This is a genomic window from Leuconostoc garlicum, from assembly GCF_001998805.1.
In the GTDB taxonomy this organism is placed as follows: domain Bacteria; phylum Bacillota; class Bacilli; order Lactobacillales; family Lactobacillaceae; genus Leuconostoc; species Leuconostoc lactis.
On the sequence record NZ_CP016329.1, the window covers coordinates 236,152 to 262,560 of the forward strand.

The 26,409-nt window shown below is 44.6% G+C and carries 24 protein-coding genes and 1 riboswitch; of the genes, 10 read left to right on the forward strand and 14 right to left on the reverse strand.

Annotated elements, in window-relative coordinates:
- Positions 1–205: 205 nt before the first annotated feature.
- Complete coding sequence (metG, locus tag A9176_RS01170) at positions 206–2,329, reverse strand: methionine--tRNA ligase (RefSeq protein WP_077281913.1); 2,124 nt, start codon at positions 2,327–2,329, stop codon at positions 206–208.
- 211 nt (positions 2,330–2,540) lie between these two features.
- On the opposite strand from metG, the gene A9176_RS01175 reads away from it, so the two are divergent.
- The 5 genes from A9176_RS01175 (at position 2,541) to A9176_RS01195 (ending at position 6,660) form a co-directional block, all read left to right on the forward strand.
- Positions 2,541–3,197: an HD domain-containing protein gene (locus A9176_RS01175; protein ID WP_077281914.1), complete on the forward strand. Its 657-nt coding sequence runs from the start codon at positions 2,541–2,543 to the stop codon at positions 3,195–3,197.
- 216 nt (positions 3,198–3,413) lie between these two features.
- Entirely contained in the window at positions 3,414–4,205 is a 792-nt protein-coding gene (locus A9176_RS01180; RefSeq protein WP_068850827.1) for a transporter substrate-binding domain-containing protein, read from the forward strand.
- 62 nt (positions 4,206–4,267) lie between these two features.
- On the forward strand, positions 4,268–4,966 hold the full coding sequence (locus A9176_RS01185) for an amino acid ABC transporter permease (RefSeq protein WP_077281915.1): 699 nt from the start codon (positions 4,268–4,270) through the stop codon (positions 4,964–4,966).
- Positions 4,963–5,697, forward strand: coding sequence for an amino acid ABC transporter ATP-binding protein (locus A9176_RS01190; RefSeq protein WP_077281916.1), 735 nt, complete (start codon positions 4,963–4,965; stop codon positions 5,695–5,697). The genes A9176_RS01185 and A9176_RS01190 overlap by 4 nt, the downstream gene beginning before the upstream one ends.
- A gap of 81 nt (positions 5,698–5,778) precedes the next feature.
- Entirely contained in the window at positions 5,779–6,660 is an 882-nt protein-coding gene (locus A9176_RS01195) for a DNA/RNA non-specific endonuclease (RefSeq protein ID WP_077281917.1), read from the forward strand.
- A 42-nt stretch (positions 6,661–6,702) separates the two neighbouring features.
- Here the strand turns inward: A9176_RS01195 and A9176_RS01200 are convergent, their stop codons facing one another.
- Entirely contained in the window at positions 6,703–7,710 is a 1,008-nt protein-coding gene (locus A9176_RS01200) for an NAD(P)/FAD-dependent oxidoreductase (RefSeq protein WP_077281918.1), read from the reverse strand.
- Between the two features lie 177 nt (positions 7,711–7,887).
- Between A9176_RS01200 and A9176_RS01205 the strand changes: the two genes are divergently transcribed.
- Positions 7,888–8,844 (forward strand): nucleoside hydrolase, encoded by a 957-nt coding sequence (locus A9176_RS01205; protein ID WP_029510234.1) that lies wholly within the window; start codon positions 7,888–7,890, stop codon positions 8,842–8,844.
- Positions 8,845–8,881: 37 nt separating this feature from the next.
- Here A9176_RS01205 and A9176_RS01210 read toward each other — a convergent pair whose 3' ends face one another.
- The 3 genes from A9176_RS01210 to A9176_RS01220 form a co-directional block, all read right to left on the reverse strand.
- Complete coding sequence (locus A9176_RS01210; RefSeq protein WP_077281919.1) at positions 8,882–10,129, reverse strand: glutamate-5-semialdehyde dehydrogenase; 1,248 nt, start codon at positions 10,127–10,129, stop codon at positions 8,882–8,884.
- Positions 10,130–10,134: 5 nt separating this feature from the next.
- Positions 10,135–10,950, reverse strand: coding sequence for a glutamate 5-kinase (gene proB / locus A9176_RS01215; RefSeq protein ID WP_077281920.1), 816 nt, complete (start codon positions 10,948–10,950; stop codon positions 10,135–10,137).
- A gap of 152 nt (positions 10,951–11,102) precedes the next feature.
- The gene (locus tag A9176_RS01220; protein WP_029510237.1) at positions 11,103–12,032 is read right to left on the reverse strand and encodes an alpha/beta hydrolase; all 930 of its coding nucleotides are present in this window, start codon (positions 12,030–12,032) and stop codon (positions 11,103–11,105) included.
- Between the two features lie 163 nt (positions 12,033–12,195).
- Between A9176_RS01220 and A9176_RS01225 the strand changes: the two genes are divergently transcribed.
- Positions 12,196–13,995, forward strand: coding sequence for a M3 family oligoendopeptidase (locus tag A9176_RS01225; RefSeq protein ID WP_077281921.1), 1,800 nt, complete (start codon positions 12,196–12,198; stop codon positions 13,993–13,995).
- Between the two features lie 11 nt (positions 13,996–14,006).
- On the opposite strand, the gene thiE is transcribed toward A9176_RS01225, so the two are convergent.
- From thiE to A9176_RS01250, 6 genes are all read right to left on the reverse strand, one after another.
- Complete coding sequence (thiE, locus tag A9176_RS01230; protein WP_077281922.1) at positions 14,007–14,660, reverse strand: thiamine phosphate synthase; 654 nt, start codon at positions 14,658–14,660, stop codon at positions 14,007–14,009.
- Complete coding sequence (thiD, locus tag A9176_RS01235) at positions 14,650–15,483, reverse strand: bifunctional hydroxymethylpyrimidine kinase/phosphomethylpyrimidine kinase (RefSeq protein ID WP_077281923.1); 834 nt, start codon at positions 15,481–15,483, stop codon at positions 14,650–14,652. Before thiD ends, thiE begins: the two co-directional genes overlap by 11 nt.
- A complete protein-coding gene (gene thiM, locus A9176_RS01240; RefSeq protein ID WP_077281924.1) occupies positions 15,476–16,252 on the reverse strand; it encodes a hydroxyethylthiazole kinase in 777 nt (258 codons plus the stop codon). The genes thiD and thiM overlap by 8 nt, the downstream gene beginning before the upstream one ends.
- Positions 16,253–16,273: 21 nt before the next feature.
- Positions 16,274–16,528: an energy coupling factor transporter S component ThiW gene (locus tag A9176_RS08860; protein ID WP_242943230.1), complete on the reverse strand. Its 255-nt coding sequence runs from the start codon at positions 16,526–16,528 to the stop codon at positions 16,274–16,276.
- Positions 16,491–16,799 (reverse strand): energy coupling factor transporter S component ThiW, encoded by a 309-nt coding sequence (locus A9176_RS08865; protein WP_242943231.1) that lies wholly within the window; start codon positions 16,797–16,799, stop codon positions 16,491–16,493. Before A9176_RS08865 ends, A9176_RS08860 begins: the two co-directional genes overlap by 38 nt.
- Before the next feature lie 117 nt (positions 16,800–16,916).
- Positions 16,917–17,006: riboswitch (TPP riboswitch) on the reverse strand.
- A gap of 53 nt (positions 17,007–17,059) precedes the next feature.
- Entirely contained in the window at positions 17,060–17,569 is a 510-nt protein-coding gene (locus tag A9176_RS01250) for a hypothetical protein (RefSeq protein ID WP_077281925.1), read from the reverse strand.
- A gap of 213 nt (positions 17,570–17,782) precedes the next feature.
- Between A9176_RS01250 and A9176_RS01255 the strand changes: the two genes are divergently transcribed.
- Complete coding sequence (locus A9176_RS01255; RefSeq protein ID WP_068850863.1) at positions 17,783–18,394, forward strand: NAD(P)H-binding protein; 612 nt, start codon at positions 17,783–17,785, stop codon at positions 18,392–18,394.
- 30 nt (positions 18,395–18,424) lie between these two features.
- Here A9176_RS01255 and A9176_RS01260 read toward each other — a convergent pair whose 3' ends face one another.
- On the reverse strand, positions 18,425–20,479 hold the full coding sequence (locus A9176_RS01260) for a peptidoglycan D,D-transpeptidase FtsI family protein (protein WP_077281926.1): 2,055 nt from the start codon (positions 20,477–20,479) through the stop codon (positions 18,425–18,427).
- Positions 20,480–20,575: 96 nt separating this feature from the next.
- Between A9176_RS01260 and A9176_RS01265 the strand changes: the two genes are divergently transcribed.
- Together A9176_RS01265 and greA are read left to right on the forward strand one after the other, a co-directional pair.
- Positions 20,576–23,191 (forward strand): YfhO family protein, encoded by a 2,616-nt coding sequence (locus A9176_RS01265; protein WP_077281927.1) that lies wholly within the window; start codon positions 20,576–20,578, stop codon positions 23,189–23,191.
- A 59-nt stretch (positions 23,192–23,250) separates the two neighbouring features.
- Positions 23,251–23,733: a transcription elongation factor GreA gene (greA, locus tag A9176_RS01270; RefSeq protein ID WP_010003959.1), complete on the forward strand. Its 483-nt coding sequence runs from the start codon at positions 23,251–23,253 to the stop codon at positions 23,731–23,733.
- A gap of 81 nt (positions 23,734–23,814) precedes the next feature.
- Here the strand turns inward: greA and A9176_RS01275 are convergent, their stop codons facing one another.
- Positions 23,815–24,780, reverse strand: a complete 966-nt coding sequence (locus A9176_RS01275; protein WP_010681820.1) for a GRP family sugar transporter — start codon at positions 24,778–24,780, stop codon at positions 23,815–23,817.
- 274 nt (positions 24,781–25,054) lie between these two features.
- Complete coding sequence (locus tag A9176_RS01280; RefSeq protein ID WP_077281928.1) at positions 25,055–26,383, reverse strand: endolytic transglycosylase MltG; 1,329 nt, start codon at positions 26,381–26,383, stop codon at positions 25,055–25,057.
- Positions 26,384–26,409 lie beyond the last annotated feature (26 nt).

Genomic DNA, 26,409 nt, shown 5'->3' on the forward strand with positions numbered 1-26,409 from the left:
ATAGAAGCACTTGTATTCGCTCATAAAATCACAAAATTTATGTATAAAATACAGTTACCGATAGCTAACATCCTTTATCAAAAAAAACCACTCACCTGCTAATCGCGTGAGTGGTTGTGAATAAATGTACATTAATGTGAGCGCTTCACTGAAAAATGGCCGCCACAAAACAAAATTGCACACGGTCAGCGACTGTGCAGACCAATTATTCGATCCCTGAACCAGGTTCAATCGTATCTGGCAAGATTGTTACCGTGACAATGTCGTTTTTCTCCGCTGACAAAATCATGCCTTCAGAAACTTCACCTGCCATCTTACGTGGTTTCATGTTCGCCACAATCGCAACTGTTTTCCCAACCAATACAGCTGGATCAGCATACCACTTGCGAATACCTGACAAAATTTGACGTGGCTTACCTGAGCCATCATCGAGCGTGAACTTCAACAACTTGTCAGATTTTTCAACGATTTCACCAGCCGTAATTTTAGCTGCCAAAATTTCGACTTTCGCAAAATCATCATAAGTAATCAATTCACGGGCTGGTTCTGCGGCTGCTTCGGCTTCAGCAGCCGCCTTCTTAGCTGCTTCCTTGGCAGCACGGCCCTTACCCTTGGTATCTTTTGACACCAGGCCTGAAATAAAGGCTACTTCAGCGTCAACATCTTGACGTGGGAAAATTGGTTCACCCTTCTTCACCACTTGGCCACCCGTTGGTAACTTACCAAAAGTCAAGCCAGCAATTTTCACACCGTTTTCAGGGTAATCAAAGCCTAGCTGTTCGTAGATTTTCTTTGGCGCTTGCGTCAAAACCGGTTGCAACAAGACAGCTGCCACACGTAAGGCCCCAGCCAAATGCGCCATCACATTTGATAACACAGCCTTTTGTGTCTCATCCTTCGCCAAAACCCATGGTTGTGTTTCATCGATGTACTTATTAGCACGACGAATAATTGTCCAAACACTTTCTAAGGCATCAGCTGTTCGCATGGCTTGGAAATGCTTGTTGTAATCAACAATCGCCGCTTCAATTGTTTGAACCAAACCTTCGTCGAAGTCGGTCTTACCAGTATGCAATTCTGGCACAATCCCGTTTTCATACTTATTAATCATGGCCACTGTGCGATTGAGCAAGTTACCCAAATCATTGGCCAAATCAAAGTTCACACGGGCAACAAAGTCTTCTGGTGTAAAGACCCCATCATTACCAAATGGCATCGCGCGTAGCAAGTAGTAACGTACGGCATCCAAGCCATAACGTTCTTTAAGCACTTCAGGGTAAATGACATTTCCCTTTGACTTTGACATCTTGCCATCTTTCATGACTAACCAACCGTGACCAATAATGGTCTTTGGCAAATCAATACCCAAGGCGTGTAACATAATTGGCCAATAAATCGTATGGAAGCGAACAATTTCCTTACCCACCAATTGCACATTGGCTGGCCAGAACTTATCAAACAGCGCCGCATCGTCAGTATCGTAACCCAAAGCCGTAATATAGTTTGACAAGGCATCAATCCACACATAGATGACGTGCTTTTCATCCCCTGGTACAGGAATACCCCAGTCAAATGATGTCCGCGTCACCGCCAAGTCTTCCAAACCAGGTGCAATGAAATTGTTAATCATTTCATTCATCCGTGCTTCTGGTTGGATGAATTCTGGGTGTGTCTTGTAATAATCAAGTAGCCAATCCGCATACTTGCTCATCTTGAAGAAGTACGCTTCTTCTTTAACTAATTCAACTTCGTGACCAGAAGGGGCTTTTCCGCCTGTTACCTGACCATTTTCATCACGATAAACTTCTGCTAATTGTGATTCAGTAAAGTATTCTTCATCGGAAACAGAATACCAACCTTCATACTCACCTTTGTAAATATCACCCTTTTCAAGCAATGTCGTAAAGATTTTTTGCACCGCTTTTTCATGACGTGGTTCTGTTGTCCGAATAAAGTCGTCATAGGCAATGTCCATCAATTCCCAGAGTGCTTTAATCTGTTCGGCCATCTCATCCAAATAGGCGATTTCGGATATACCGGCTGCTTTTGCTTTTTGTTGGATCTTAAGACCATGTTCATCGGTCCCAGTCAAGAAGAACACGTCTTCACCAAGCAAACGGTGGTAACGTGCTGCGGCATCAGCTAACACAGTCGTATAAGTATTACCTAATTGTAACTTCCCAGATGGGTAGTAAATCGGCGTGGTGATATAAAAAGTTTGATCTTTCTTCACGGAAAATTGTTGTTCCGCTTTGGAAAACTTGTCGTAAATGACAGCTGAATCTGTGAGATTAGCTGTGTTAAACAAGACGTTATTTGGTTCTGACATATGAGTCTCTCTTTCTAATTCGCGTGTTTTGTCACGTGACTTGCGCCATATGAGGCAGTCTCTACTATGCTAATTATAACGAATTTTAACCGTATTTCATAGTTTTTTAAGGTTGTTTTCCGACAGACGCTACCGTTGGTTTAGCTATGCAAATCCTAGCCAAAATGCTAAAGTAAAGGTATGACCGCTCGGTTAAACAGGAGGCTATTTTATGTCGCAACTCATCCAAATTACCCATTATATGCAGCAAGCCCTAGCTGCTGATCAATCCGGCCATAGTGTTGACCACATTGAGCGCGTGGTTGCCTTAGCCAATAAAATTTTAGCTCAAGAACCAACTGCAGACCCGTTTATCGTCCAAGCTGCTGCTTTATTGCATGATGTCTACGATGATAAATTATTTCACACACCTACCGAAGTGGTCGCAGCCAAAAACACCTTGGCTGATTTTTTAATGACCATTGCGGTATCGCCAGATACTCAGGCGCAAATTTTTCACATTATTGACAATATGTCATGGTCCAAACATCTTGATGGGAAAGCCGCCCCACTAGACATTAACGGCCAAATCGTTCAAGATGCCGACCGCCTTGAAGCTATTGGCGCCATTGCGATTGCCCGCACCATAACCTATGGTGCTGTGAAAAACCGCGTGCTCTACGATCCAGCCATTCCCCCACGCACGATTCATGACAAGACTCAGTATCGGCAAACTGATGGCACAACAATCAATCATTTTTACGAAAAACTATTGCACATTAAAGCGCACCTCAACACCGACACAGCCCGTCAAATAGCCGAAACTCGGCATCAATTCATGTTAGCCTTCTTAGACCAGTTCAAGGCCGAATGGGAACTGACGAAGTAAAACCATTGACAAGTGCTTGAATCATCGCTAGAATGAAGTTGTTTTGGAGGATGTTATGTTAAAGTTAATCGCAGCAACTGAATATTGCTCACACCGGCGCTTTGTTTAGCACCGGTATTTTGACATACATTTGATCAAACTATCATACGGACTAACGCAGCGCCAACTAGGTATTTCACTAGTTGGCGCTTTTTATTTGCCCACAGGAGAAGCAAAATGAAAAAAATCATCATCATCGTCGCCAGCCTCGTTGTTGTAGCCGGTTTAGCTATCGGCCTTACCCAACACCAAGCCCGGCCAAAAGAAGCCTCACAAACGATCACCCCTGGCACGCTCACTATTGGGTTAGAAGGGACTTTTGCGCCATTTTCTTACCGTCAAAATGGGCAATTGACCGGTTTTGAAGTGGACTTATCAACTGCCATTGCCAAAAAACTCGGTTTGAAACCCAAATACGTCCAAACAAAGTGGGATTCGCTCATTGCAGGCCTTGGTGCTAAGCGTTACGATGTCATTTTCAATGATGTCGGGATCACACCGGAACGCCAAAAAGCTTACTTATTTGCCACACCATATCTATATGCTAAAACGGTCCTCATCAAGCGTACCGATGAAACCCATCTCAACACGTTAGCTGATCTTAAAGGTAAAAAGATGGCGCAATCAACTACTTCGAACTTTGGTGCCCTGGCTAAAAAAAGCGGCGCTGATATCGTTGCTGTCCCTGGCATGACTGAAGCCATGAATTTAGTGACAACCAAGCGCGCTGACGGTGCGCTCAATGACTTAGGTGCTTATGCCACATGGAAAAAGGCCAATCCTGACGCTGCTACAACCGCCGTTGATTTAAGTCAAGAAAGTCCGGCAACCCCAGCCGCACCACTGCTCAACAAACAAAATACAGCCCTTCAAAAGGCCATTAATAACGCCTTAAAAGACTTAGAAGCTGATGGCACACTCAAAAAATTGTCACTCAAATACTTCAATACTGATCTCACCCAGCCATAAACCAACTGGTTCACGGCTCAAACGTTAATTGAATCAAATCGTCGCTAAAAGGAATCCTACCCATGTCTGATTTTATCCCCCTCGCCGTCCAATATCTGCCCCAACTTTTTCGGGCCGCATTAATTTACACATTACCACTGACCGTCATATCATTTGCTTTAGCACTTGTATTTGCCGTCATCACGGCGCTCATTCGTTTAGCCAAGTTACCCGCAGCGCCGATTCCGCGCTTGCTACTGCGAGGACTTAAAGCCATTGCCGGCTTTTACGTGTGGCTTTTCCGGTCAACACCCATGATTGTGCAATTGTTTATTGTGTTTTATGGTCTCCCCAGCGCGCATGTGACACTCTTTGCCAACGCTTGGCTATCAGCGATTACCGTTTTCTCCCTTAATACAGGGGCCTATGCTTCGGAAAGTGTCCGTGCCGCAATTTCGTCGGTCCCGCGCGTCCAAATTGAAGCGGCTGAATCATTAGGGATGAATCGCTGGCAAGTCTTTGCGGATGTCATTTTGCCACAAGCAGCGCGAATCTCAATTCCACCGTTAAGCAATGCTTTAATCGGTTTGTTAAAAGATACCTCGCTCGCCAGCGTGATTACCATTGTGGAAATGTTTTACCTCAGTCAACAAATTGCTGCCGAAAATTATCAAATCCTGACCATGTACATTTTAGCTGCATTTGTTTACGCTGTCTTCACCACCATTTTATCGCTTGCCCAACATCAGTTAGAACGCTATACATCGAGGTTTGCCCAATGATTACTGTCAAAAATTTAGTCCAACAATATGGCGACCGCCGCGCATTAGATCAAGTATCCACAACTTTCCCCGCTGAGCAAACAACCGTCATTCTTGGCCCATCCGGCTCGGGTAAATCAACGTTACTGCGCACTTTGAATCTATTAGCGCAACCAACGTCTGGTACTTTGACCATTGGCGAACAGACACTTGATTTAAGTCAGCCATTAACCGCACCGAAATTATTAGCTGTTCGGCAGCATTTTGGCATGGTTTTCCAGGAAAAAGCTTTGTTTACTCACTTAACGGTACTTAAAAACCTCACCCAAGGGCCCATTAAAGTCAAGGGTATCCCAGCCGATCAAGCGACTGCGCAAGCCACCAACCTGTTGACCCAATTTGATATGGCCGCCCTCGCTCCCCGCTATCCGTATCGACTATCTGGTGGGCAACAACAACGCGTCGCCATTCTCCGCGCCTTGGCCATGCAGCCCGATTATCTGCTCCTTGACGAACCGACCAGTGCGTTGGATCCTGAGCTAGAAGCTCAAGTCTTACGTGTCTTACGCGATCTTGCTAATCAAAAGAAATCCATGGTGATTGTCACCCATAATTTAGCATTTGCACAAGCCGTTGCCGATAAAATCATTTTCATGGAAGATGGTAAAATAGGTTATGATGGCCCATCAACCGGTTTTTTCCAAGCACAAGATCCGCGGATTCAACGCTTTTTAAACGCCATGACTTTTTAGTGCAGTTGATGTTTGCCACACTGTTTTTCATTTTTGTCGAAAAATGATATGCTGTTATGAGCTTCAAAATGGAGAATAATCATGGCTAGAAAACGCACAACGCGACGACAAAACCCGTCCCCTAAACAACAGTTGATTGGATCAGTCATCTTATTACTGCTGATTGGTTTTTATCTCTGGCAAAATAATCAAACCCAACACCCAGCCCCCATAACCCAACAATCTAAATATGCGACAGTTTCAGCACCCGACAACCAAGCCTTGCTGAACTTGCAATGGGATGGCACGCTGGATGGTGACCTTGTGCATGTGAATCAAAATAAGGCCACTTTTACCCCCGCCGAGATGCAGGAAACCTTTCCCTCACATGGATCTAAACTACGTCCAGTGGATGGTTTGAGCCTATCCCCATTAGACGCACTGGGCCGGACCCAACAAGCCAACTTTTTAGCCAGTCGTGACGCTATTAATAAGGTGACGCCACGACCAGACACGATTGATTATCAAGTCAGACCCTCTGGTTGGTTCATCAACGATCGTTTCGATGGCACGAAATGGGTCGGTGGCTACCACAGCAATCCAAACGTCAAACTTGGCAAAGGCAAACAAGCGTTATGGAACAAGTCTCATCTTGTCGGCTACCAATTTTTTGGGATGCCAACCATGGTGACGGAAAATATGATTGCTGGGACACGTGTTCAAAATGCTTATCCAGGCCAACTCGTGCCTGAGGATGATATCCGTCAAGCCATTAATCAACACCCCAACATCACGATTCGTGGGCAAGTTACCCCCTTGTATGTTGGCACTGAACGGATTGCGCGTGGTGTCCATTATATGGCCAAATCTGTGCAAGATAACGGGAAAACGTTAAACTTAAATTACTGGATTTTCAACGTCCAGCCTGGGATCACTATTGATTATCAAACTGGTAAAGTCACGATCCAAAATCATGTAAAATAAAAAGCAGCCAAGTATGGCTGCTTTTTATTTTGGCGCGTGACCTCAATCATCCGTTTTTAATGTCAAAGAGCTGGAATGTACGGGGCCACCACGATGGGGATCAAAGTAACGAATAGCCGCATTAACGGCGTTTGGTGCCTCACCAAACCCGACCGCAATTAAATCGGCTTTCCCGACATAGTGGTTGGCATCCCCGATTGCAAAAACGCCAGGAATACTGGTTCGCATTTCCTGATCAACCGCAAAACCGTTCCCAGCTAATGCGGGTTGTATCGTCCAACTTTCAATTGTTTGACGTTCCGAAATAAACCCATAGTTAATCATCAAATCATCAACCCGGATAACATGGGTTTTTTGGTCGTCTTTCACATGCGCTAATGTCAACTGTAATTGCCCATTTGCCAACTTCTCAATCGCCACGATTTTTTGGGGTGTTTCTTGGATAACGTCCGAGGCGTTCAACGCGTTAACACTTTGTTCCATCGCACGAAAAGTTTCTCGGCGGTGAATCAAACGCGTTGAGGCGGCGATATCATTTAACATAACCGCCATATCAACTGCTGAGTCGCCACCACCGGCAATAGCGATGTCGTGATTCTTAAATATCTGTGGATCAGTCACAAAATAATGCACCCCTTGGCCCACCAGTTCATCCACGCCATCAACTTGCATTTTCCGTGGTTCAAAGGCGCCTTTTCCGGTCGTGATAATCACCGTTTTTGCTTGAATGGTTTCCCCTTGACTCGTTGCCAAATGAAATAAGTCGGTTGCTTGTTCAACATTGGTCACCGTCGTATTTAACTTCACATCGACGGGAAACATGCCTAACTGCTGGTCTAAGGCTGCAATAAAGTCTGCCCCTTTCACACCTGGAAAGCCCGCCACATCAAGAATACGTTTTTCAGGATATAAGGACATCACCTGACCGCCTAGCATAGCCAAACTTTCAATCAAAACAACCTTGGTATCACGCAAACTGGCATAAAACGCTGCAAACATGCCCACTGGGCCACCGCCAATAATGGCAATATCGTATGGTTCTTGTGTCATTTGTTTAAACTGTGCGCTTGACCCGCACATCCTTTCAACGCTAATGTATTTAAAGTTTATTATACGCAAAATACGTCATGGCACGCAAAATTTCTTCAGAGTGCGTATAATAAAGGTATCAATTTTATTGGAGGAAATGTGCTCACAGGTCACCAGCTGCCTGCGCACAACACGATTATGGCTCAAAAGAAAATGATCCTCGATTTGGATACAGGTATCGATGATGCTTTAGCACTCGCTTATGCCGTGGGCGATCCTAATGTTGACTTGATTGGTATTATTTCAAGTTACGGTAATACGTTGGTGACAACAGCCGCCCAAAATTCATTAAACTTACTGCATCTCCTCGGTGCAGATGATGTCCCCGTTTTCCTCGGCGAAAGCCACTCATCAACGACTGATCACTTTGACGTCATGGAAATTTCACAACTAATTCATGGTAAAAATGGTGTCGGTGAAGTGGCCTTAGCTACGGCGCCACGCGCCGTTGAGGCTCAATCTGGTGTCGACTTTTTGATTGAAGCAGCACACCAATACGGTGATGACTTGATCTTTATCCCAACTGGCCCATTGACCAACTTAGCCACAGCTATCAAAAAAGACCCTGAAGTGGCTCAACTCATTGGCAACACGACCTTAATGGGTGGTGCCTTGACCGTACCGGGCAATGTGACACCATTTACCGAAGCCAACATTCATCAAGACCCAGAAGACGCTGATTATGCCTTCACGCACCAAAAGAATTTGACAATGGTCGGCCTTGATGTGACATTGCGGACGTTACTCACCAAAAAAGAAACAGCCGCTTGGCGCGCTTTGGGCACGGTTGCTGCCACAAAATATGCTGATTTAATGGATTTCTATATTGATGCCTATTACAATCTTGACATCGACAAGAAAGGCGCTGCCTTACACGACCCATTGGCAGTCGCTGTTGGGATTGACCCATCTTATGTGACGACGATGCCTTTAGCCATGCACGTGACGTATGATCGTGAAAGCGGTGATTATGGTCGTACAATTGGTGATAAAGAGAAACTCTTAGAACCAACCACAACTAAAGCCGCCATTCTGGTGGATACCGATCGTTTTGTCACTGATTTCCAACAACTCATGCTCAAGGTATTAGCTTAAACAAAAAAAGTGTTGCAGTCATCCTGCAACACTTTTTTTATGCCCGAATTTGGCCATCGCCAAAGACTTCGTATTTGATTGTCGTCAAGGCTGACAACCCCATTGGTCCCCGCGCATGCAACTTCTGCGTTGAAATCCCAATCTCTGCCCCAAAACCAAATTCAAACCCATCAGTGAAGCGACTAGAAGCGTTTTGATAAACCACTGCCGCATCGACTTGGTTCATAAACGCCGCAATGTTATCAGGGTCTTGGCTAATGATGGTCTCTGAATGATGCGTCGTATGCGTGTTTATCCAATCAATCGCCGCCGTGACGTCCGGCACAATCTTAATGCCCATCACCAAATCATTATATTCCGTATCCCAGTCAGCGTCACTGGCTGGGGTAAGGCGGCCATCAATCCCCAAACTGGCTTGATCACCGCGCAACGCCACCCGTGCGGCAATCAAATCATCCGCAATTTTTGGTAAAAATTCTTGAGCAATCGCTTCATGGATTAATAGTTTTTCAGCCGCGTTACAAACGGCTGGTTTTTGCGTTTTCGCATTATGAATAATCCGTAAAGCAGCGGCTTGATCAGCAGAGGCATCCACAAAAATATGCGTGTTCCCCGCACCGGTTTCAATCACAGGGACGGTCGCATTGGCCACCACAAAATCAATGAAGGCGGCTGAGCCCCGTGGAATCAAAACGTCAATGGCCTCACGCATATGTAGTAGCGTGTTAACTGATTCGTGGGTCGTATCTGTAATAAGTTGGATAATATCTGGGTTTAAGTTCTGATCAATCAGCACATCCCGTAAAATCGTGGCGAGCACTGTGTTACTGTGAATCGCTTCTTTACCACCACGCAAAATGACGGCATTGCCCGACTTCAAAGCTAAGGCAGCTGCATCCACGGTGACATTGGGCCGTGCTTCATAAATCATCGCCACCACGCCCAACGGCACAATTTTTTTCACAATCTTCAAACCCGCATGATTTTCCCATGTGTCATAAGGACCAGCGAGCGGATCTGGCAAGGTCGCGACAGCAGCCAACGATTCCGCAATCGCCGTTAAGGCATCTGAATCCAGTGTTAGTCGCTTTTGCATTGGCCGACTCAAACTCGCCCCATACGCGACCAAATCTTGTTGGTTAGCTGCGATAATTTCGTCTTGGCGCATCAACAAGGCGGCACCCATATTTTTAAGTAAGGTGTTTCGAGTCGCCAAAGACAACCCCGCAACTTGTGCTGTGGCCTTTTTGGCCCGTTGCCCCATTTCTTGTACACTTAATGCCATGTCATTTACTCTCCCTTAAACAATGTGCCAACTGGCTCGCCCGCTAAGACTTCTAAAATTCTGGCCGGATTTTCACCATTAATCAGTACCATTTGTCGCCCATGTTGCAACAAGTAATCGGCTGCCACTAACTTAGTAGCCATCCCACCTGTCCCAAGCGTTGATGATCCTCGTGCACCGGCGCGTAGACTATCCGTCACCGCAGTTACCAACGGAATGGGTTGTGCTGTTGGGTCAACGTGCGGATTAGCCGTATACAGCGCATCGATATCACTTAAGACAATCAACGCATCAGCATTCGTCTCATGCGTTACCATGGCGGCCAGGCGGTCATTATCGCCAAATGAATGTTGATGATCCAATTCATCGACAGCGATCACATCATTTTCGTTAATAATTGGAATCACACGCTGCTGCAACATGGCCGCAATGGCATCGACGGTATGGCGCAACATTTGTTTGTTATGAAACACATCATAAGTCAACAGGACTTGACCCACGTGTTGCTGATAAAACGCAAAACTTTGATTATAAATCGCCATCAAATAACTTTGGCCAATCGCGGCTAAGGCCTGCTGGGCTGGAATTTCTGTTGGGCGTTTTGTTTGATGCATTTGTTTGAGCGCCACGCCAATGGCACCAGACGTGACTAAAATCACCTCATATCCGGTTTGTTCCAGTTGCGTTAAGGTCTGAGCTAATCGGTTAATAACAGGATATTTAATTTCACCGGCCGCATCGACAATACTACTCGTGCCCACTTTAACCACGACACGCCGCCACTGCTTAGCTATTGGCGCTTGATCAACCACTTCTGACATGCTGATTTTATCCTTTGTAAACTTATTTGTTGCTTTTATGACGATATCACATCATCATTATTTCCTCATTTAATCTCCATTATTATATCATGTTCATTAAGCTCTTTGATAAAAAACACCAGTCTATCGGCGATAGACTGGTGTTTTTTAAATTATTGATCATACTGAGCTAAGAAAGCTTGAATTTTATCACGATAGGCCTGTGGGTGATCGTGGAAACTTTGCACGTGCTTTGAACCAGAAGTGACCCAAAGCGCCTTCGGTACCTTGAGTGCCTCGTACAATGGATAGACCATTTTAGTTGGGACAAACGTATCCGCGTCGCCATGAATCAAGAACGTCGGCGTCTTGCTTTTAGCCACTTGCTTAAGCGGACTCGCCTCTGCATAAAAGTAACCGGCTCGTAACTTAGAAATACCGGAAACCACATTCACCAGCGGGAACCACGGTAAATGATACATTTCGCCAGCTTCATGTTTGATTTCTTCCAGTAAACTCGTGTACGACGAATCAGCAATCACGGCCTTGACTTGCTTAGGCAAGTCAGCCTCACCAGAAGTGGATAGGACCGTGGCCGCACCCATACTCATCCCATACATGACAATATCTGAATCCTGGCCATTACGGGCAATGATTTGGTTCAACCATTGAATATAATCACGCCGATCTAGCCAGCCATAGCCAATGATTTTACCTTGTGATTGCCCGTGCGCGCGGTTATCTGGAATTAACACGTTGTAACCTAATTCATGGAATAACTCACCATAAATCGCCATGGTCGTTTTATTATTATGCCAACCATGTGCCAAAATGGCCGTTTTATTGGTTTTTTGCGCCGCTGGAACATACCAAGCATCAAGCTTAAGCCCATCAGCAGTCGTTTCGTACCAAATTTGCTTGTCACGTGCTAAAAAATCATGTTCATAGCGATACAGTGGATCATCTTTTTGACGTAATGCATCCGGCTGATTCGATTTTGGATCTCGCACTTGGGCGACGTGGAAAAAATATTGTCCGGCGACTACCAAAATCACAATCATCACCAATACAAAGCCGAGTAGCCATTTGACTAAGTTTTGCATAGTTGTTTACCCCTTAAAACAACAATTTTACACTACCGCTGACATCCCCGCAAACAATTTTTCTATTATTTTCACGTCATTTCATGATAATTTCTTCATCATGTTGCAATGTTTAAATGATAAAATGGTATACTTGAAAGAAAATCATAAAAGAGGTATTCACATGGTGTATTCACAGACATGGGATTTAGACAGTATTTATCCCGGCGGCATTACGTCTCCAGAACTGGCAAATAAGTACCAAACTGTTGCGCAAGATATTCAATTTTTTGCACAACAAGTCGCTCAAGCCCAGCCATCTGCCGAGACAATTGCTGACTTGTCTGATTTAGCACAAAAAATCGGTGCTGGTTTAGGGACGATTAGTATTTTTATTAATGGTTGGGCGTCAGTTGATTACGGTAACAGCGCCTACGGCCCTCACTTTGACAAACTTGGGCAACTCTTTGTCGCTTTCGCGGCACCCATGAATCAATTTAAAAAACTGCTATTACAACTTGATGACACTGAATTTGCAGCCGCTCTCGCAACCGAACGTTTGCGTCCCATTCAATTCTACCTCACCGAGCTACGCACCGATGCCAAGCGCTTACTAGATGATCACACCGAGGCCTTAATTAATCAATTTGATTTAGATGGACAACAAGCTTGGTCCCAACATTATGATACGATTTCGGCTGGTCTATCCCTAACTTATACGGATGCCGAAGATGGCCAAAAGCGACAGATTTCTGCTGGTCAAGCTTTGAACATGTTAGATGGTGAACCTAACAACGAAACACGTGCCAACATTATGGCGAGCTACGAAAAAATGTGGGCCAGTGCCGAAAATCTCACCGCTGATACGCTCAATCATTTAGCCGGTTTCCGTTTAACGAACCAAAAAGCTCATGGTTACCAGTCACATCTTGAACAACCCCTCGAAATGAACCGCATGTCACAAGCCACTTTGGATGCGATGTGGGCCGTCGTAGATGCCAACAAGGCGATGTTTAAACCCTACTTTGAACGAAAGCAGCAACTTTTGGGTCTTGAAAAGCTCGGCTGGCAAGACCAAGTTGCGCCCTTAACGCATGTTGGTGATTACCAACCAACCGATGTGTCTTATGATGATGCCGCAGCTTTCATTATTGAACAATTCGGACAATTCTCACCTAAAATGGCTGATTTTGCCAAAATGGCTTTTGAGAAGCGTTGGATTGAAGCGGAAAATCGACCAGGTAAACAGCCTGGCGGTTACATGGAATCTGTGCCTGACTTACATGAATCACGTATTTTCTTAACATATACGGGTTCTGTTAATGATGCGGCAACAATTGCCCATGAGTTGGGACATGCCTTCCACTCGGCACAACTTGTTGACTTACCACTTTGGCGTGATGCCTATGCCATGAACGTGGCCGAAACGGCATCTACGTTCGCTGAACTCATTGTCAATGATGCCAATGTTCGCGGTGCAAAGTCTGATGCTGAAAAGCTGGTACTGTTAGATGCTAAAATGACCAATCCGATTGCGATGTTTTTAAATATCCATGCCCGCTTCCTATTTGAAGACGCTTTTTATACCGAACGTCAAAACGGGGTTGTGACGCCACAACGTTTGAACGAATTGATGGATGCTGCGCAAGAAGCTGCTTTTGATGGTATGTTAGATGTCCGCCATCCTCACTTCTGGTCATCAAAACTCCACTTCTTCATTGATTCTGTGCCATTCTATAACTTCCCTTATACCTTTGGCTATCTCTTCTCAGCGGGTATTTACGCACGTGCCCAACAAGATAGGGCTAACTTTGAAGATAAATACATTGCATTGCTACGGGACACAGCTAATATGACAGCTGAAGAACTTGCCAAAAAGCATCTCGACGTTGATTTGACACAACCTGACTTCTGGCAAGCGGGTGCTGACTTAATTCAACAAGATATCGATGAATTTCTGCAATTATCAGAACAATTCGTTTAAAAAAAAGAGCCTCATGGCTCTTTTTTTGTGGTGATTTGTTGCCAAAACGCCAGTGTTGCTGCAATATTTTGGCTCTGACTAATCATACTAATTACTGCCGCACCATCAACACCAGTGGCTAAGACAGCCGCTAAATTATCTGTTTGAATCCCACCAATGGCCACACTCGGCCATTGACTTGTCGCCACTAATGTCTGTAATCCCGTAACGCCAATAGCCGGTTTCGCATCAGCCTTACTAGTTGTTGGATAAACCGGCCCAACTCCGATATGATCAATACCGGCTAGGTGCGCAATTCGGGCATATTCTTGCTGATTGGATACCGAAATACCAACCACAAGATTACCGGCAGTTTGGATATTTTCGGCTGGTTCGCCATCTCCCTGACCAAAATGCACCCCATCCGCATGAACGGCATGCGCCAAAGCCACATCATCATCGATGATTAACGGCACACCGCATTGCTGGGTTAAATCACGTACCTGCTGTGCCACCCGTAATTTATCATTCCCCGTCAAAGCACCGGGCCCTTTTTCCCGATATTGGAACAGCGTAATGCCTGATTGTAGTGCTTGGGTCAACACATCAAAAAAAGCTGTCTCATTAGCCACGTCTTGTGTGCCACAGACAAAATAGCGTGCTAATACTGCTGGATCAAATCTCATCGTACACCTCCGGTTGATTTTTAGCCGTTACCTTTGGAAAATGGTTCAATGGCCCATGCCCATTACCGACCGCAATACCATCGCGAATTGTGGCATCGACATACGCTTTGGCATGCATAATCGCTGTTTTCAGCGTTACGCCCAACCCTAGTTGAGCAGTAATTGCTGCTGAAATTGTATCGCCAGTACCATGGGTTCTAGGCGTATCAAATCGTGTTGTTTGTAACCAAAAATGTTCGCCATTTTCTAAGCGCACATAATCTGTCACCACGCGTGCATTGCCATGGCCACCTTTGATTAAAATATTTTTCGTCCCAAAACTGTGCAACCTGTCAGCTGCTGCCATAATATCACTCGGCGATTGAATTCTGCGACCGGTTAAGACTTCAGCTTCAGGAATATTTGGGGTAATTAACGTGGCTAACGGCATCAATGTCGTCCGTACAGTTGCCACAGCTTCATCCGACAGTAACTGGGCACCACCTTTGGCTACCATCACGGGATCTAAAATTAATGGCCCAAAATTAAATTGCTGCAGTCCTTGTGCGACTGTTTTAACCGTGGCTGCATCACCGAGCATCCCTGTTTTTACCGCGCGAATTGCCAAATCGTCTGCTACCGATTGGAGTTGCGCCATCACCATGTCAGGGGGTAGCATGTGCACGTGTTGGACACCCAATGTATTTTGAGCAGTCACGGATACGACAACATTCGCACCATAAATGCCGTGGGCCGCAAATGTATTTAAATCAGCGGTCATACCCGCGCCACCGCTAGAATCAGTGCCTGCAATTGTCATGACTTGTGGGGTTTCATTAACCATTTTTTACCTCTTGTGCCATAAATGTTTCTAATGCTTCTGCTGTTAATAAGTAGAGTTCATCTAAAACCTGATTGGCAAAATAACCAGGAGTCGTAACTTTTTTTGCGGCCTGTACGCCAGCTAATTTCATCATCGCCATGGCCCGCACCGTATTGGTGACTGATACTTCATCGCCGTTAAAAGCACCAATCAAAGCAGACAGCGCATCGCCCGTTCCCACATTTGTGGCCAATAACGGAACATCGACGGCAATCGTTTGCGTTGTCATCCCATCACTCACCACATCCGTGGCGCCACTCATCGCAATAATAGCACCAGTTTTCTTGGCAGCCTGCTGTGCAATCATAAGCAAATCCCCCTCACCAGTAGCATCAATGCCATGACTGGCAAAATCAATCCCAGCAAACCAGGCAATTTCTGCTGCATTACCGCGAATAATATCAATTTTGGCATCTGCCATCACCGCTTTAACAGGCACACTACGCGATGGTATCCCAACCGCCACTGGATCCAAGACCACAACTTTTTTAGCTTGATTAGCCAATTGCGCTAATTTAATGGTTTCCAGTAATTCCGCCCGACGCCAAGTGCCTGTATTGATCACCACGGCATCACTGACGCCCACTAAATCTGGAAATTCAGCAATTTCGCGGGCCATAATTGGTGAGCCACCAACCACATTGACAACGTTGGCCACAAATTGGGGTGTTACATAGTTAGCATAGTTAAATACTAAAGGCGATGTTGTTTTTAAAGTTTTTAAATCCATGATTAACCTCGTTCATTTTGTTTAGAAACGATCCATTAAACGACCCAACAAACCAGTTTTTTGGGTCACTTTTAAGAATAAGTAGCCTAACACAGCCCCGAAGGTTGCGGCCGGCATAAAGAAAGGGATATAGAAGAAAAGGCTTGGCACATGAGCATGGTATAGCACATTCATCAGTGGTACGGCAACTATCGCTGAAATCACCCCAGTCCCAATTACTTCACCAATCACCGCCGCGCTATACTTGCCAGTCCAGCGATATAAAAAACCGGCCAAGCCCGCACCAATCACCGCCCCCCACAATTGCCAAAATCGGACGTCCTGCTAAAATCATCCGCAAGCTGCCGGTCAAAAACGCCACGGCAATCGCATACCAAGGGCCTAACAACACCGCTGTGATGACATTAAAAAAATGTTGAAACGGCGCCATATTGGGGAGCACCACGACACTAGATGTCGCAAATGATAAGGCTGTTAGCACGCCTGCTAACGCCATTTTTCGTACGGTTCGCCGAGAACCAAGCCCTGCTGTTGTCGTTGTTGCCACAATCGTCTCCTCTACTGAACTGGGGTTGCTAACCGAGAAAAATAAAAAACCGTCACCTTTTTTCGCACAGGAAAAACAGGTGACGGTCATAAAAAGTATGGTTTAACCCACTTATTAGTCTTCATCAATGAATCTCCCTTCGCGCGCATTACCGCGATCAGGTTCAATGGGTATTTCTCAGCCAACTTGGCACCCCAGATCGTGTTATTTAGTTATGACATCATTTTAGCGTAGAAATTTAGGGATTGCAAGCAACGGTTTTAAACGCTTTGCGTTTGATTGTTGTCATCATCTTTTTTATGCATCAATGAGAGATGATCTTCTGACAGCACATGGGCGTAAGTCGTCGTATAAGCATTGCGCATCAACCGTTGCATTTGCTTATAAATATCACTTTCCAAAAATTCAACAAGTGCTTCTTGATTTGGCCAAAAAGTCCATAACATATACTCAGACTTACCATCCGCACTTTGTGCCAAAATGGCATTGGCTGACACCAATTGACCAATCAATTCATCGTTATGTTCCTTACTTTGGAACGCAATTTGATGGATAAAATTACCGTGCAATTCTCCATTAATGACGCGACTGTTAAAAGGCATTGGTCGCTTAAATTGCTGAACTAATGCTGGCTCGCCGACAATCAAAAGATTCGTGCCGGATAGTTGCGACACTTTCCCCAAATAAAAGAAATTTTGAGGATGCGCAGCCTGCATCTCTAATAATGTAGCTGGCGATTGTTCAGGTGCTAGAACTAAATTAATTTCCATGAGTATGGCTCCTTTAAATAACTTTTTCGGTTCGTGGTGGCATGATCAGTTCGTGCTAGTTGACCCCCATCTTTTCAACAATGATCAGTTGCACCCACCCGTCTGCTGCCAGGAGACGGGTATCCAGTATTGTCGATCAAATAGCACACTGTCATGCTGCCATTACTAATAACCATTGTACCCCTTCTGGACGTTTCATGCTAAAATAAAATCATGACAAAACTACTAATTTTAGGGGCCAATGGCCAAATCGCAAAACTTGTGGTGCCGATGCTTGCCCATACCAATACCGAAACGATCTTAACCTCACTTCACGCACGGCCGGATCATGGCATTCGAGCCTTAGATGCCGTTAACGAAGATGCCCTCGTCACAGCGATGAAGGATGTGGACATCGTTTATGCCAATATTGGTGCTGAAGGCCGCCAAAAATCAGCTGCAAATAGTGTGGTTAATGCCATGCACACTGCCGGTGTGCAGCGTTTGATTTGGGTGGCCACAATCGGTGTCCATAATGAACTACCGGATGACAAGCGTGATCTTTGGGCTAATCTACTCGGCACAACCGATAACGAAAACACCTATATGGGCGATCAAGCCGCTGCCGTTGCACGGATTATGTCGTCGGCACTCGATTATACGATTATTCGGCCTAATGAGCTACTTGATGATAACATCATGCAGACCATTCACGTCCAAACTGATCCCCACGAACAAATTGTTGGTGGCCCAATTACACGCACAAGCGTTGCCGAATTTATCACGCAACTTATTTTACACCCGGATACTTATATCGCCCAATCAGTTGCGATTTCACAGCAATAAAAAAACACCTGAAAGTCATTTTCAGGTGTTTTATTTTGCATCTGGTTTCGCTTCAACATACTGCCAATAAGCATCAATGATTTTAGCTGATATTTTACCGTTCGTACCATCCAAGTAATTGTTCATCCCCGGAATGGCCATCGCAACAGCAAAAGGCTGACCGGGCACGTAAGCGATCATCGATTCGGTAAACGTATCATGGCCGTTGGTCTTAGTTTCCGCTGTTCCTGTTTTAGCATAAACTTTTGGTACCAATTTATGCAAGTCAGAACCACCCGTGTTCCAAGAATCTGAGCCATTGGCAACCCGGTTCATCCCTTCTTTGATGATTGACCACTCACTTGATGAGAGGTTAACCTGGCCTTGAACAATCGGTGATGCTGTCCAAACTGTCTTGGCACGATCACTATTGGGCTGACTTTGCAAAATTGACCCGACCACATGTGGTTGTACTAAGTAACCGCCGTTAGCAATCGTTGCGACATAGCGGGCGAGTTGTAATGTCGTGTAAGTATCATATTGTCCAAATGACTCATACAAATATTTACCACGCGCTTCACCGGTGGTTGGACCACGATAACCGGCCGTTTCCCCCGTAATGTCAATGCCAGTCTTAGTGCCCAAACCAAACTGGCCTAACCCATTACGCAAAGTCTGGAAAGCATCCGCATGTAACGCTAATGGTGAGCCAGGACTATAAGTCTGGCCACCAATCTTCATCCCCAACTGCACAAAGTACGTGTTGGATGACCGTTCTAGCGCAGTTTGTGCATCAATTGGAATGGCTTTTCCGCTACGGTTCCAGTAAGACGTAATTTCTTGAGTCCCAGCAATTTTAATCCCTTGGTCATTTAAGACCGTGTTGTTCGCTGAGATAACCCCTTTTTGGAAGGCCGTTGCAAGCACCGCTGGCTTCACTACCGATCCCATGACAATCCCACGATTAATGTTACCCAGGGGATTGGCTGTTTTCTTACCTGTCGCGGCATCACGATCAACCCCGGCCATGGCGTAAATCCCACCAGTATAGGGATTAATTACCGTGGCGTAAGCGCCTTGCACATCACCGCCTGGTAAGTTATCTTCCAAAATCTTTTGGACTTCACTTTGGAAACGCGCATTAATTGTCAGCTTAATGTTATCCCCAGCTTGCCCATTATATTTAACTTGTGACGACTTCACTTGGCCATCACTATTTGTCGTGACCAACGTCTGAGAGGCTGATCCTTTCAGGATCGATTCATAATCCATCTCAAGACTTGAATTACCTACTGGTTCATTTTGTGAATAACCCTGCGCCAGCAAAGTATGCAAGCGGTTTTCTGGCAAACCAGTCGCTTCATTCGTCACTGTCCCAACAAGCGCTTTAAAGGCATCCCCTTCTGGGTATTGACGTGTCCAACTCGTACCTAATTTAACCCCTGGGAACTCACTCAGACGTTCACCAATTTCGGCTAATTCCTGATTTGACACGTCAGATTCTTTAATGAAGGTTGTGGACAATGTGTAAGCCCCACTCATCCGTTGAAAAATCATCGCAGCGTTATCATCCACATTATCCGTCAAATGATGTGTGAGGACGTAATTAACCATCAAATTATTCACTTCAGAAGGTGTCAGGGTTGCCCCTTTTTTAGCATTTGCCTTTGTGACTTGCTTGGCAACCTTTTGACTTTGTTTGTCATCAGCCAAGTAAAATTCCGCTTTGGCACGCTCACTCAAACGTTGCGTGTCAACCGTTAAAAATCGACTTAACTTAATAGCGGTTTGCCGCATACTCGCTGCTGTAACAGACGTCCCACGAGTAAAGGTAATCGCCGCTTGTGCTTTATTACCAACAATCACGCGGCCATTTGAATCGTAAAACATCCCACGCGGAACGTTCCCTTTTTCAATCGTTTCATCACTACGATTGACTTCACCTTGGTAGTAGGACCCTTGTTGAATCGTTAAAAACGCTAACTGGATGACTAAGGCAATCATCAACGTTAGCGCAATGCCTAATAATATATTTAAGCGTACTGGCAAGTTAGCACTGACGCTATTTTTTTTATCCCGATCTTCTAAATACGGATTTCGTTGCATATTTATCCCCAATTTAACAATAAACTACTTAAACTAGATTACCACAAATCCAGTTTTTGCGCTAAAAATATCCCGATAATTTGGTATATTAGTAATATGACGATTAAACGATTTTTTATTTCCCCAATCGCGTTAAGTTTTTGGTTCCCGGCCGTGATCATGCTGACTTATTATGCTTATCGCGGGATGGCACCTTTTGGTACGAACTCCATCTTAACGGTTGATCTGGGACAACAATATATTGACCAATTTGCTGCCTTTAAAACGGCTTTTTTGGCCCATCCAAGCAGCTTCTTTTATTCATTTAGTAACGGCCTTGGTGGCGACATGATTAGTGAATGGGCTTATTGTTTAATGAGCCCTTTTAATCTCATTTTTTTAGTCGTCCCCAACATCAACTTACCGGCAGCCATTTTAGGCGTCACCGTTCTGAAATTTGGCGCCGCTGGCCTCACCATGGCCTACTTGTTAGCCCGTTTAAACCTACAAAGAGGCTATTACGTGACGCTTTTTGCCGTCAACTATGCCCTGTCTGGTTGGTTTGTGGCCAATGATTTAAATCTCCTTTGGCTGGACGCGGCGATTTTGTTGCCATTGGTTATTCTCCAGCTTGAACGCCTATTTGTACAAGCCACTTGGTGGCGTTATGCACTACTGTTAGGCGCCACCATTATTTGTAACTACTATATTGGTTACATGATTGCTATTTTCCTTGTCCTTTATTTTTTCTGGCGCCTCACTTGGCCCCAACAAGTTCAGCCGCGCTGGCAAATTTTTAAACGCTTTGTTTACGGGAGCTTAACGGCTGGTGCCCTAAGCGCCTGGTTACTCTTACCCACAATTTATCAATTACGCATCGGTAAATCGCAGTATAACTCACCACTGACTTGGCGATTTGATAACAATCCACTACAGCTTGTTTTTAAACTCATTCCTGGCAGCTTTGATTTCGATCAAATGCAGACCGGCTTAGCAAACTTTTATGTGTCAGCATTCGTGTTGATTACTTTTATTACTTTTTTAACCACCAATTTATGGCACTGGCGCGTGAAAGGCGGCGGTTTTATCATTATCGTCTTCTTAATCGTGGCCACAACCTGGGCGCCGTTGACGTTACTCTTTCACGGGTTCCAGTACCCTGTTTGGTATCCTTACCGGTTTAGTTTCATTATTAGTTTTTTCATTATTTATCTTGCAGCGCTCTCATGGCAACCAACTTGGCAACCGCAAGCCGTCACGGTCGTTGGATACCTCGCTGTCATGATGGCAATTGTCAGTTACGCACTGATGTCAAATCAGCACGTTTCTTATATCAACCATCGCACCATCGCCATTTTCGCAGGGCTCTTCTTAATCACGCTAGCCCTATTGCTCTTCCAATCATCTGACCGTCTGCGCTTGCCCCTCTTATTTTTAGTAACCCTTGGCAGCCTCACTGTCAATGTCTATGCAACGCTCAATCATTTTTCTTATTTAACAAATACCGAATATCAACGCGCCATTCAATCCCTACAAGGCGCCGATAAAATCCTAAAGCAAGACAAGGCTTGGTATCGTGTCGCCCAAACCTTTCAACGCACGCGCGGGGATGCCATGATGTTCAACTATAATAGCGGCGCCCATTTTAGTTCATCCATCTCAAAATCAACGCCAACATTCTTTGGCTATTTTGGTCAGCCAGATGGGGATAACTTTGTCAACTATAGTAACGGTAGCCTATTATCGGATGCTTTGTTAGGCATGAAATACGTCATTACCCCGAGTGCACAAACGCCAGGACAACCTGGTGATCCACAAAACTTGCGGATTGGTCACCGGCCAGATACCAGTTTTTACCATCTAAAAGCGCGCAATCAGACAACCGCTGTGTGGCAAAATTCCTACGCTCTGCCAGTTGCCTTTGCAGCAAACAACGCAGCGCTTTCAACAAAATTACTCACCAATAATCCAATGCAAAACCAAGCCAATTTATGGCAAAACTTGACTGGGGCAACAACATCGCCTTTGCAAGTTGCTAATTTTAATCAGGTTATTGGCCATAACATCACGACGCCACCAACGATCATTACCGACGCCGTCATTACCAAAAAGGATCCCACGCAACCTGCCAGCTTAGATTTGCAATTCACGCCGACAACCAATGACAGTTACTATCTAACAATTGGTAGCGGCCTGCAAATCAAAGATTTCGATTTGCTGCTCAATGGTCAAGTGATTAAACAATTCAGCTCCTATCGTCATACGATTGTGATTAACCTCGCCGCTAACGCTAAATCACAACCACAAACCGTCACTATTCGATTTAAACAAACGAAGTTCTTAGTGCTCAATAACGTGACCTTATACCATATTGATCAAAACCTATTCCAGCAACAAGCTGCCACATTGGCCAAGCAACCATTACACATCACGGCCTCTAGTCCACGTCAATTAACCGGTACTATCACGACAACAGCCGACCAACCCTTAATCATGACCACCATTCCAAAAGCGCCAGGTTGGCACATCACCCTTGATGGTCAACCCGTTAAACCCGCGCTAGTGGCTGATTACTTTATTGCCATTAAAACAACCCCTGGTCGGCATACCGTCACTTGGCGCTATACGCCGCCACTTTGGTGGCTAGGCGTTGCCATTTCCAGTGTCGCACTACTTGGGCTTATTTTCTCATTTGCCCGGCAAAAAAAGCTTGCAAGTTCAAAGCCTGCATGATATGCTCATTTTGCTTATTATTTGCGATAATGTCGCAAAATTGAAAGGAATTATTTTTTATGTCAGAAGAAAAAGTATTTCCAATGACAGCTGAGGGTCGTGAAAAGCTACAAGCTGAATTGGAAGATCTCATCTCAAATCAACGTCCTGAAATTACCAATCGTATCCAAATCGCCCGTTCATACGGTGACTTGTCTGAAAACTCTGAATATCAATCTGCCAAAGATGAACAAGCCTTCGTTGAAGGTCGTATCTTAACTTTGAAGAAGATGATTGAAAATGCTCAAATCATCGATCCAAATGCTACGGCTTCTGATGAAGTATCACTCGGTAAGACAGTAACCTTTAAGGAATTACCTGACGAAGAACCTGAAACATATGCGATTGTTGGGTCAACAGAATCAGATCCACTTGCTGGTAAGATTTCAAACGAATCAGCTATGGCTGTGGCCTTGCTTGGTAAAAAGGTTGGCGACAAAGTTGCTGTACCATTGCCAAGTGGTGACAGTATTGAAGTTGAAATTCTAAAAGTTGAAAAGTAATTACTTAAAAGACTAACGACAACATGTCGCTAGTCTTTTTTTGTGATCAAAAAAACCAGACGCAGCTGGTTTTTAAGTATCTTATGCAAATTGGTTGATATTGCCGATGATGATTGCACCGATGACAACAAGAATTGTACCGACAATAATCATCTTCATTTGGTAGCTTGACTTCTTTTCACCAAGCAAGTAGATACCACCGAATGTTGCAACAATGATACCAAGTTGTGAGAATGTTGTGGCAATTGTTTGCCCAACGGCTGGGTTAGCGGCTGAGATGAACATAAAGATGTTACCTGTTGCCCAAACCAAACCAGTCAAAATATTCTTCCAAGTTGGCTTTTCAAACATTTGATCTGCTTCTTTCAAAACAAAGATCACAATCAAGAAAGCACCGATGACTTGACCGATGGCTTGTGGGCCAACGATTGCTGTCATATAGTCAACACCGTTATTCTTTGCCTTGATCGCATCTGAAATGTAACCAATCTTGTTCAAGAAGTTTGGCAAAACGAAGTAGAACATATAACCAGCAGTTGAAATAACCAGATAAACCAACCCTTTGGTCATGCTCTTTGTTGCGGCTTGTTGCGCTGCAACGTCTGACTTTTGTGCCTTATCACGGGCAGAAATCAAAGTTGCCCCGATCACCACGGCAACGATTGAGATAATACCAATCGCCCACATCTTACCTGTCTTCCAGTCGCCAAGGACCACAGCGGCCATCAAAGCGTTGGTGACAATTTGACCCGCAGTTGACAACGGAATGGCAAGTGACACACCCAAATCCTTAATTGCTAAGAATTGGCCGGCAGTTCCAACTGCCCAAACCAAACCAGAAAGAATCCCAACGATCCAAATTTGTGACCCCAAGTAAGCGTGGTTTGGCATCACGTAGAAAAACATTGTGGCCAAACCAAAGATCAACGCACCAAAAGTCATTCCCAGTGTTTGTTGACCGGCTGAGCCACCCATTTTAGTATTAACAAGGCCAACTGAGCCCCATGCTAGTGCTGGCACAAGCGCCAACAAAAGTGCTGCATTCATTTTTTAAATCGCTCCTTATTTCTGATCATGCATTGATTGCATAACATATTTACTAGAACTATTTTACACGAATGAAAACGTTTACACAAGTCTTTTTGTTACTTTTTGTAAACGTTTTCATTTTTTTATTTATTTTTCAACGTTTTCACACGTAATTATCATAATAACTATCAGAATATTACCGTCTTATCAAACATTCAGCAATGAATATGACGTTATTGCCATAAATCGTCATCATCTCAAAAAAAATAAAACTACCAAAATTTTGGTAGTTTTACTTATCAAAGCGTTGTAAATTCCATGTTTCAATCAAATTAATCAACAATTTTGTATAGTTGATGTCTGTTGCATAATGATCTTCATACAAGGCTTTTGCTGCTTCTTTATAATTTTTTGCTGCTAAGACGTCTTTAAACTGATCCGGATTCCAAGTATTACCGTTAACAATCGTTTCCGCATGTTCCTTCATACTGTCTTTCCAACTATCATACACTGCAAAACGTGCTTGTTCAGTTTGTGGCTTACCGTCGACATATTCAGTTGTATCCAAGACCACTGACTTGCCAGGCGTCGTATCCTGTGTCTTAACGCCGTAAAAGTTATTATACTTTGACGACAATTTTGAATTATCCCAGTTGGATTCATGGGCTGCTTGGGCAATTGAGATTGAAGCCAAAATACCATATTGCTTAGCCAATTGCTGTGCATAAGGGGCAATCTTATTAATGAAAGCTAAGCGTCGTTCGAATTCACCCTTACCTGATGTTGCAATAAGCGCCATGACGTTTGGTGTTGCCATACCATTGGCCCGTAAGGTCTTATAGTAAGGCGTCATTGTCTTATTCGATGTTTCAAGCAAAACGCCAACAATATCATCAGCTGTCTTGGCTTGTCTTAAGTCAAAGGCTTGCGGATACACATAATCTAATAACTTGGCATCCTTCGTACTTGATTGCTTCACACCGCGTAGTAAGTCAGGGTATTTTTGGTACATCTTGTTGATTAATTGCTTGTCATTAAACGCTGTCAAGATGTCTTGGACTGAAACAGATTTCACCTGATCAGCTAAATTCACCGCAACTTCATCTGGTGTTTGCCCAACACTCACATAACCATAACCCTTTGGCAATATTGGTGCTGATGATGGGCCAGCCGCCATTTGATTAAAAATGAGTTGCATCGGTTGGGCTGGTGACAAACGGTACGTCCCTGCTTGTAGCTTTTCTGCCCCTTGTGACATAGCGTACTTATAGAATACCTTGCCGTCAGTAATTACCTTTTTATCTTGTAACGTTTGTCCCATCTGCAACGCCGTCGCGCCTGCCGGAATTTTGACTGTAATAAACGTTGTATCTTTAGGATCTAAGGCCGCGTACTTATCCGTAAACAATGCTTTAAGGGCAAACGCAACGCCTAATAGAATCAAAAGCAACGCCAACATCGCTACGAATCGTTTCACTGGTCCACGCTTTTTACGGCGAGGCCCATTACCATATACGTCATTAAATGGATTTTTGGGATCATACGATGCCTTATTTTGCGCCGCATCAAGTGCTTCAGCAGCTTGAATTTCGTGCTGATGCCGTTCTTTTCTCGATTCCATAATTCACCTTCTAAAAATGTCTTCAA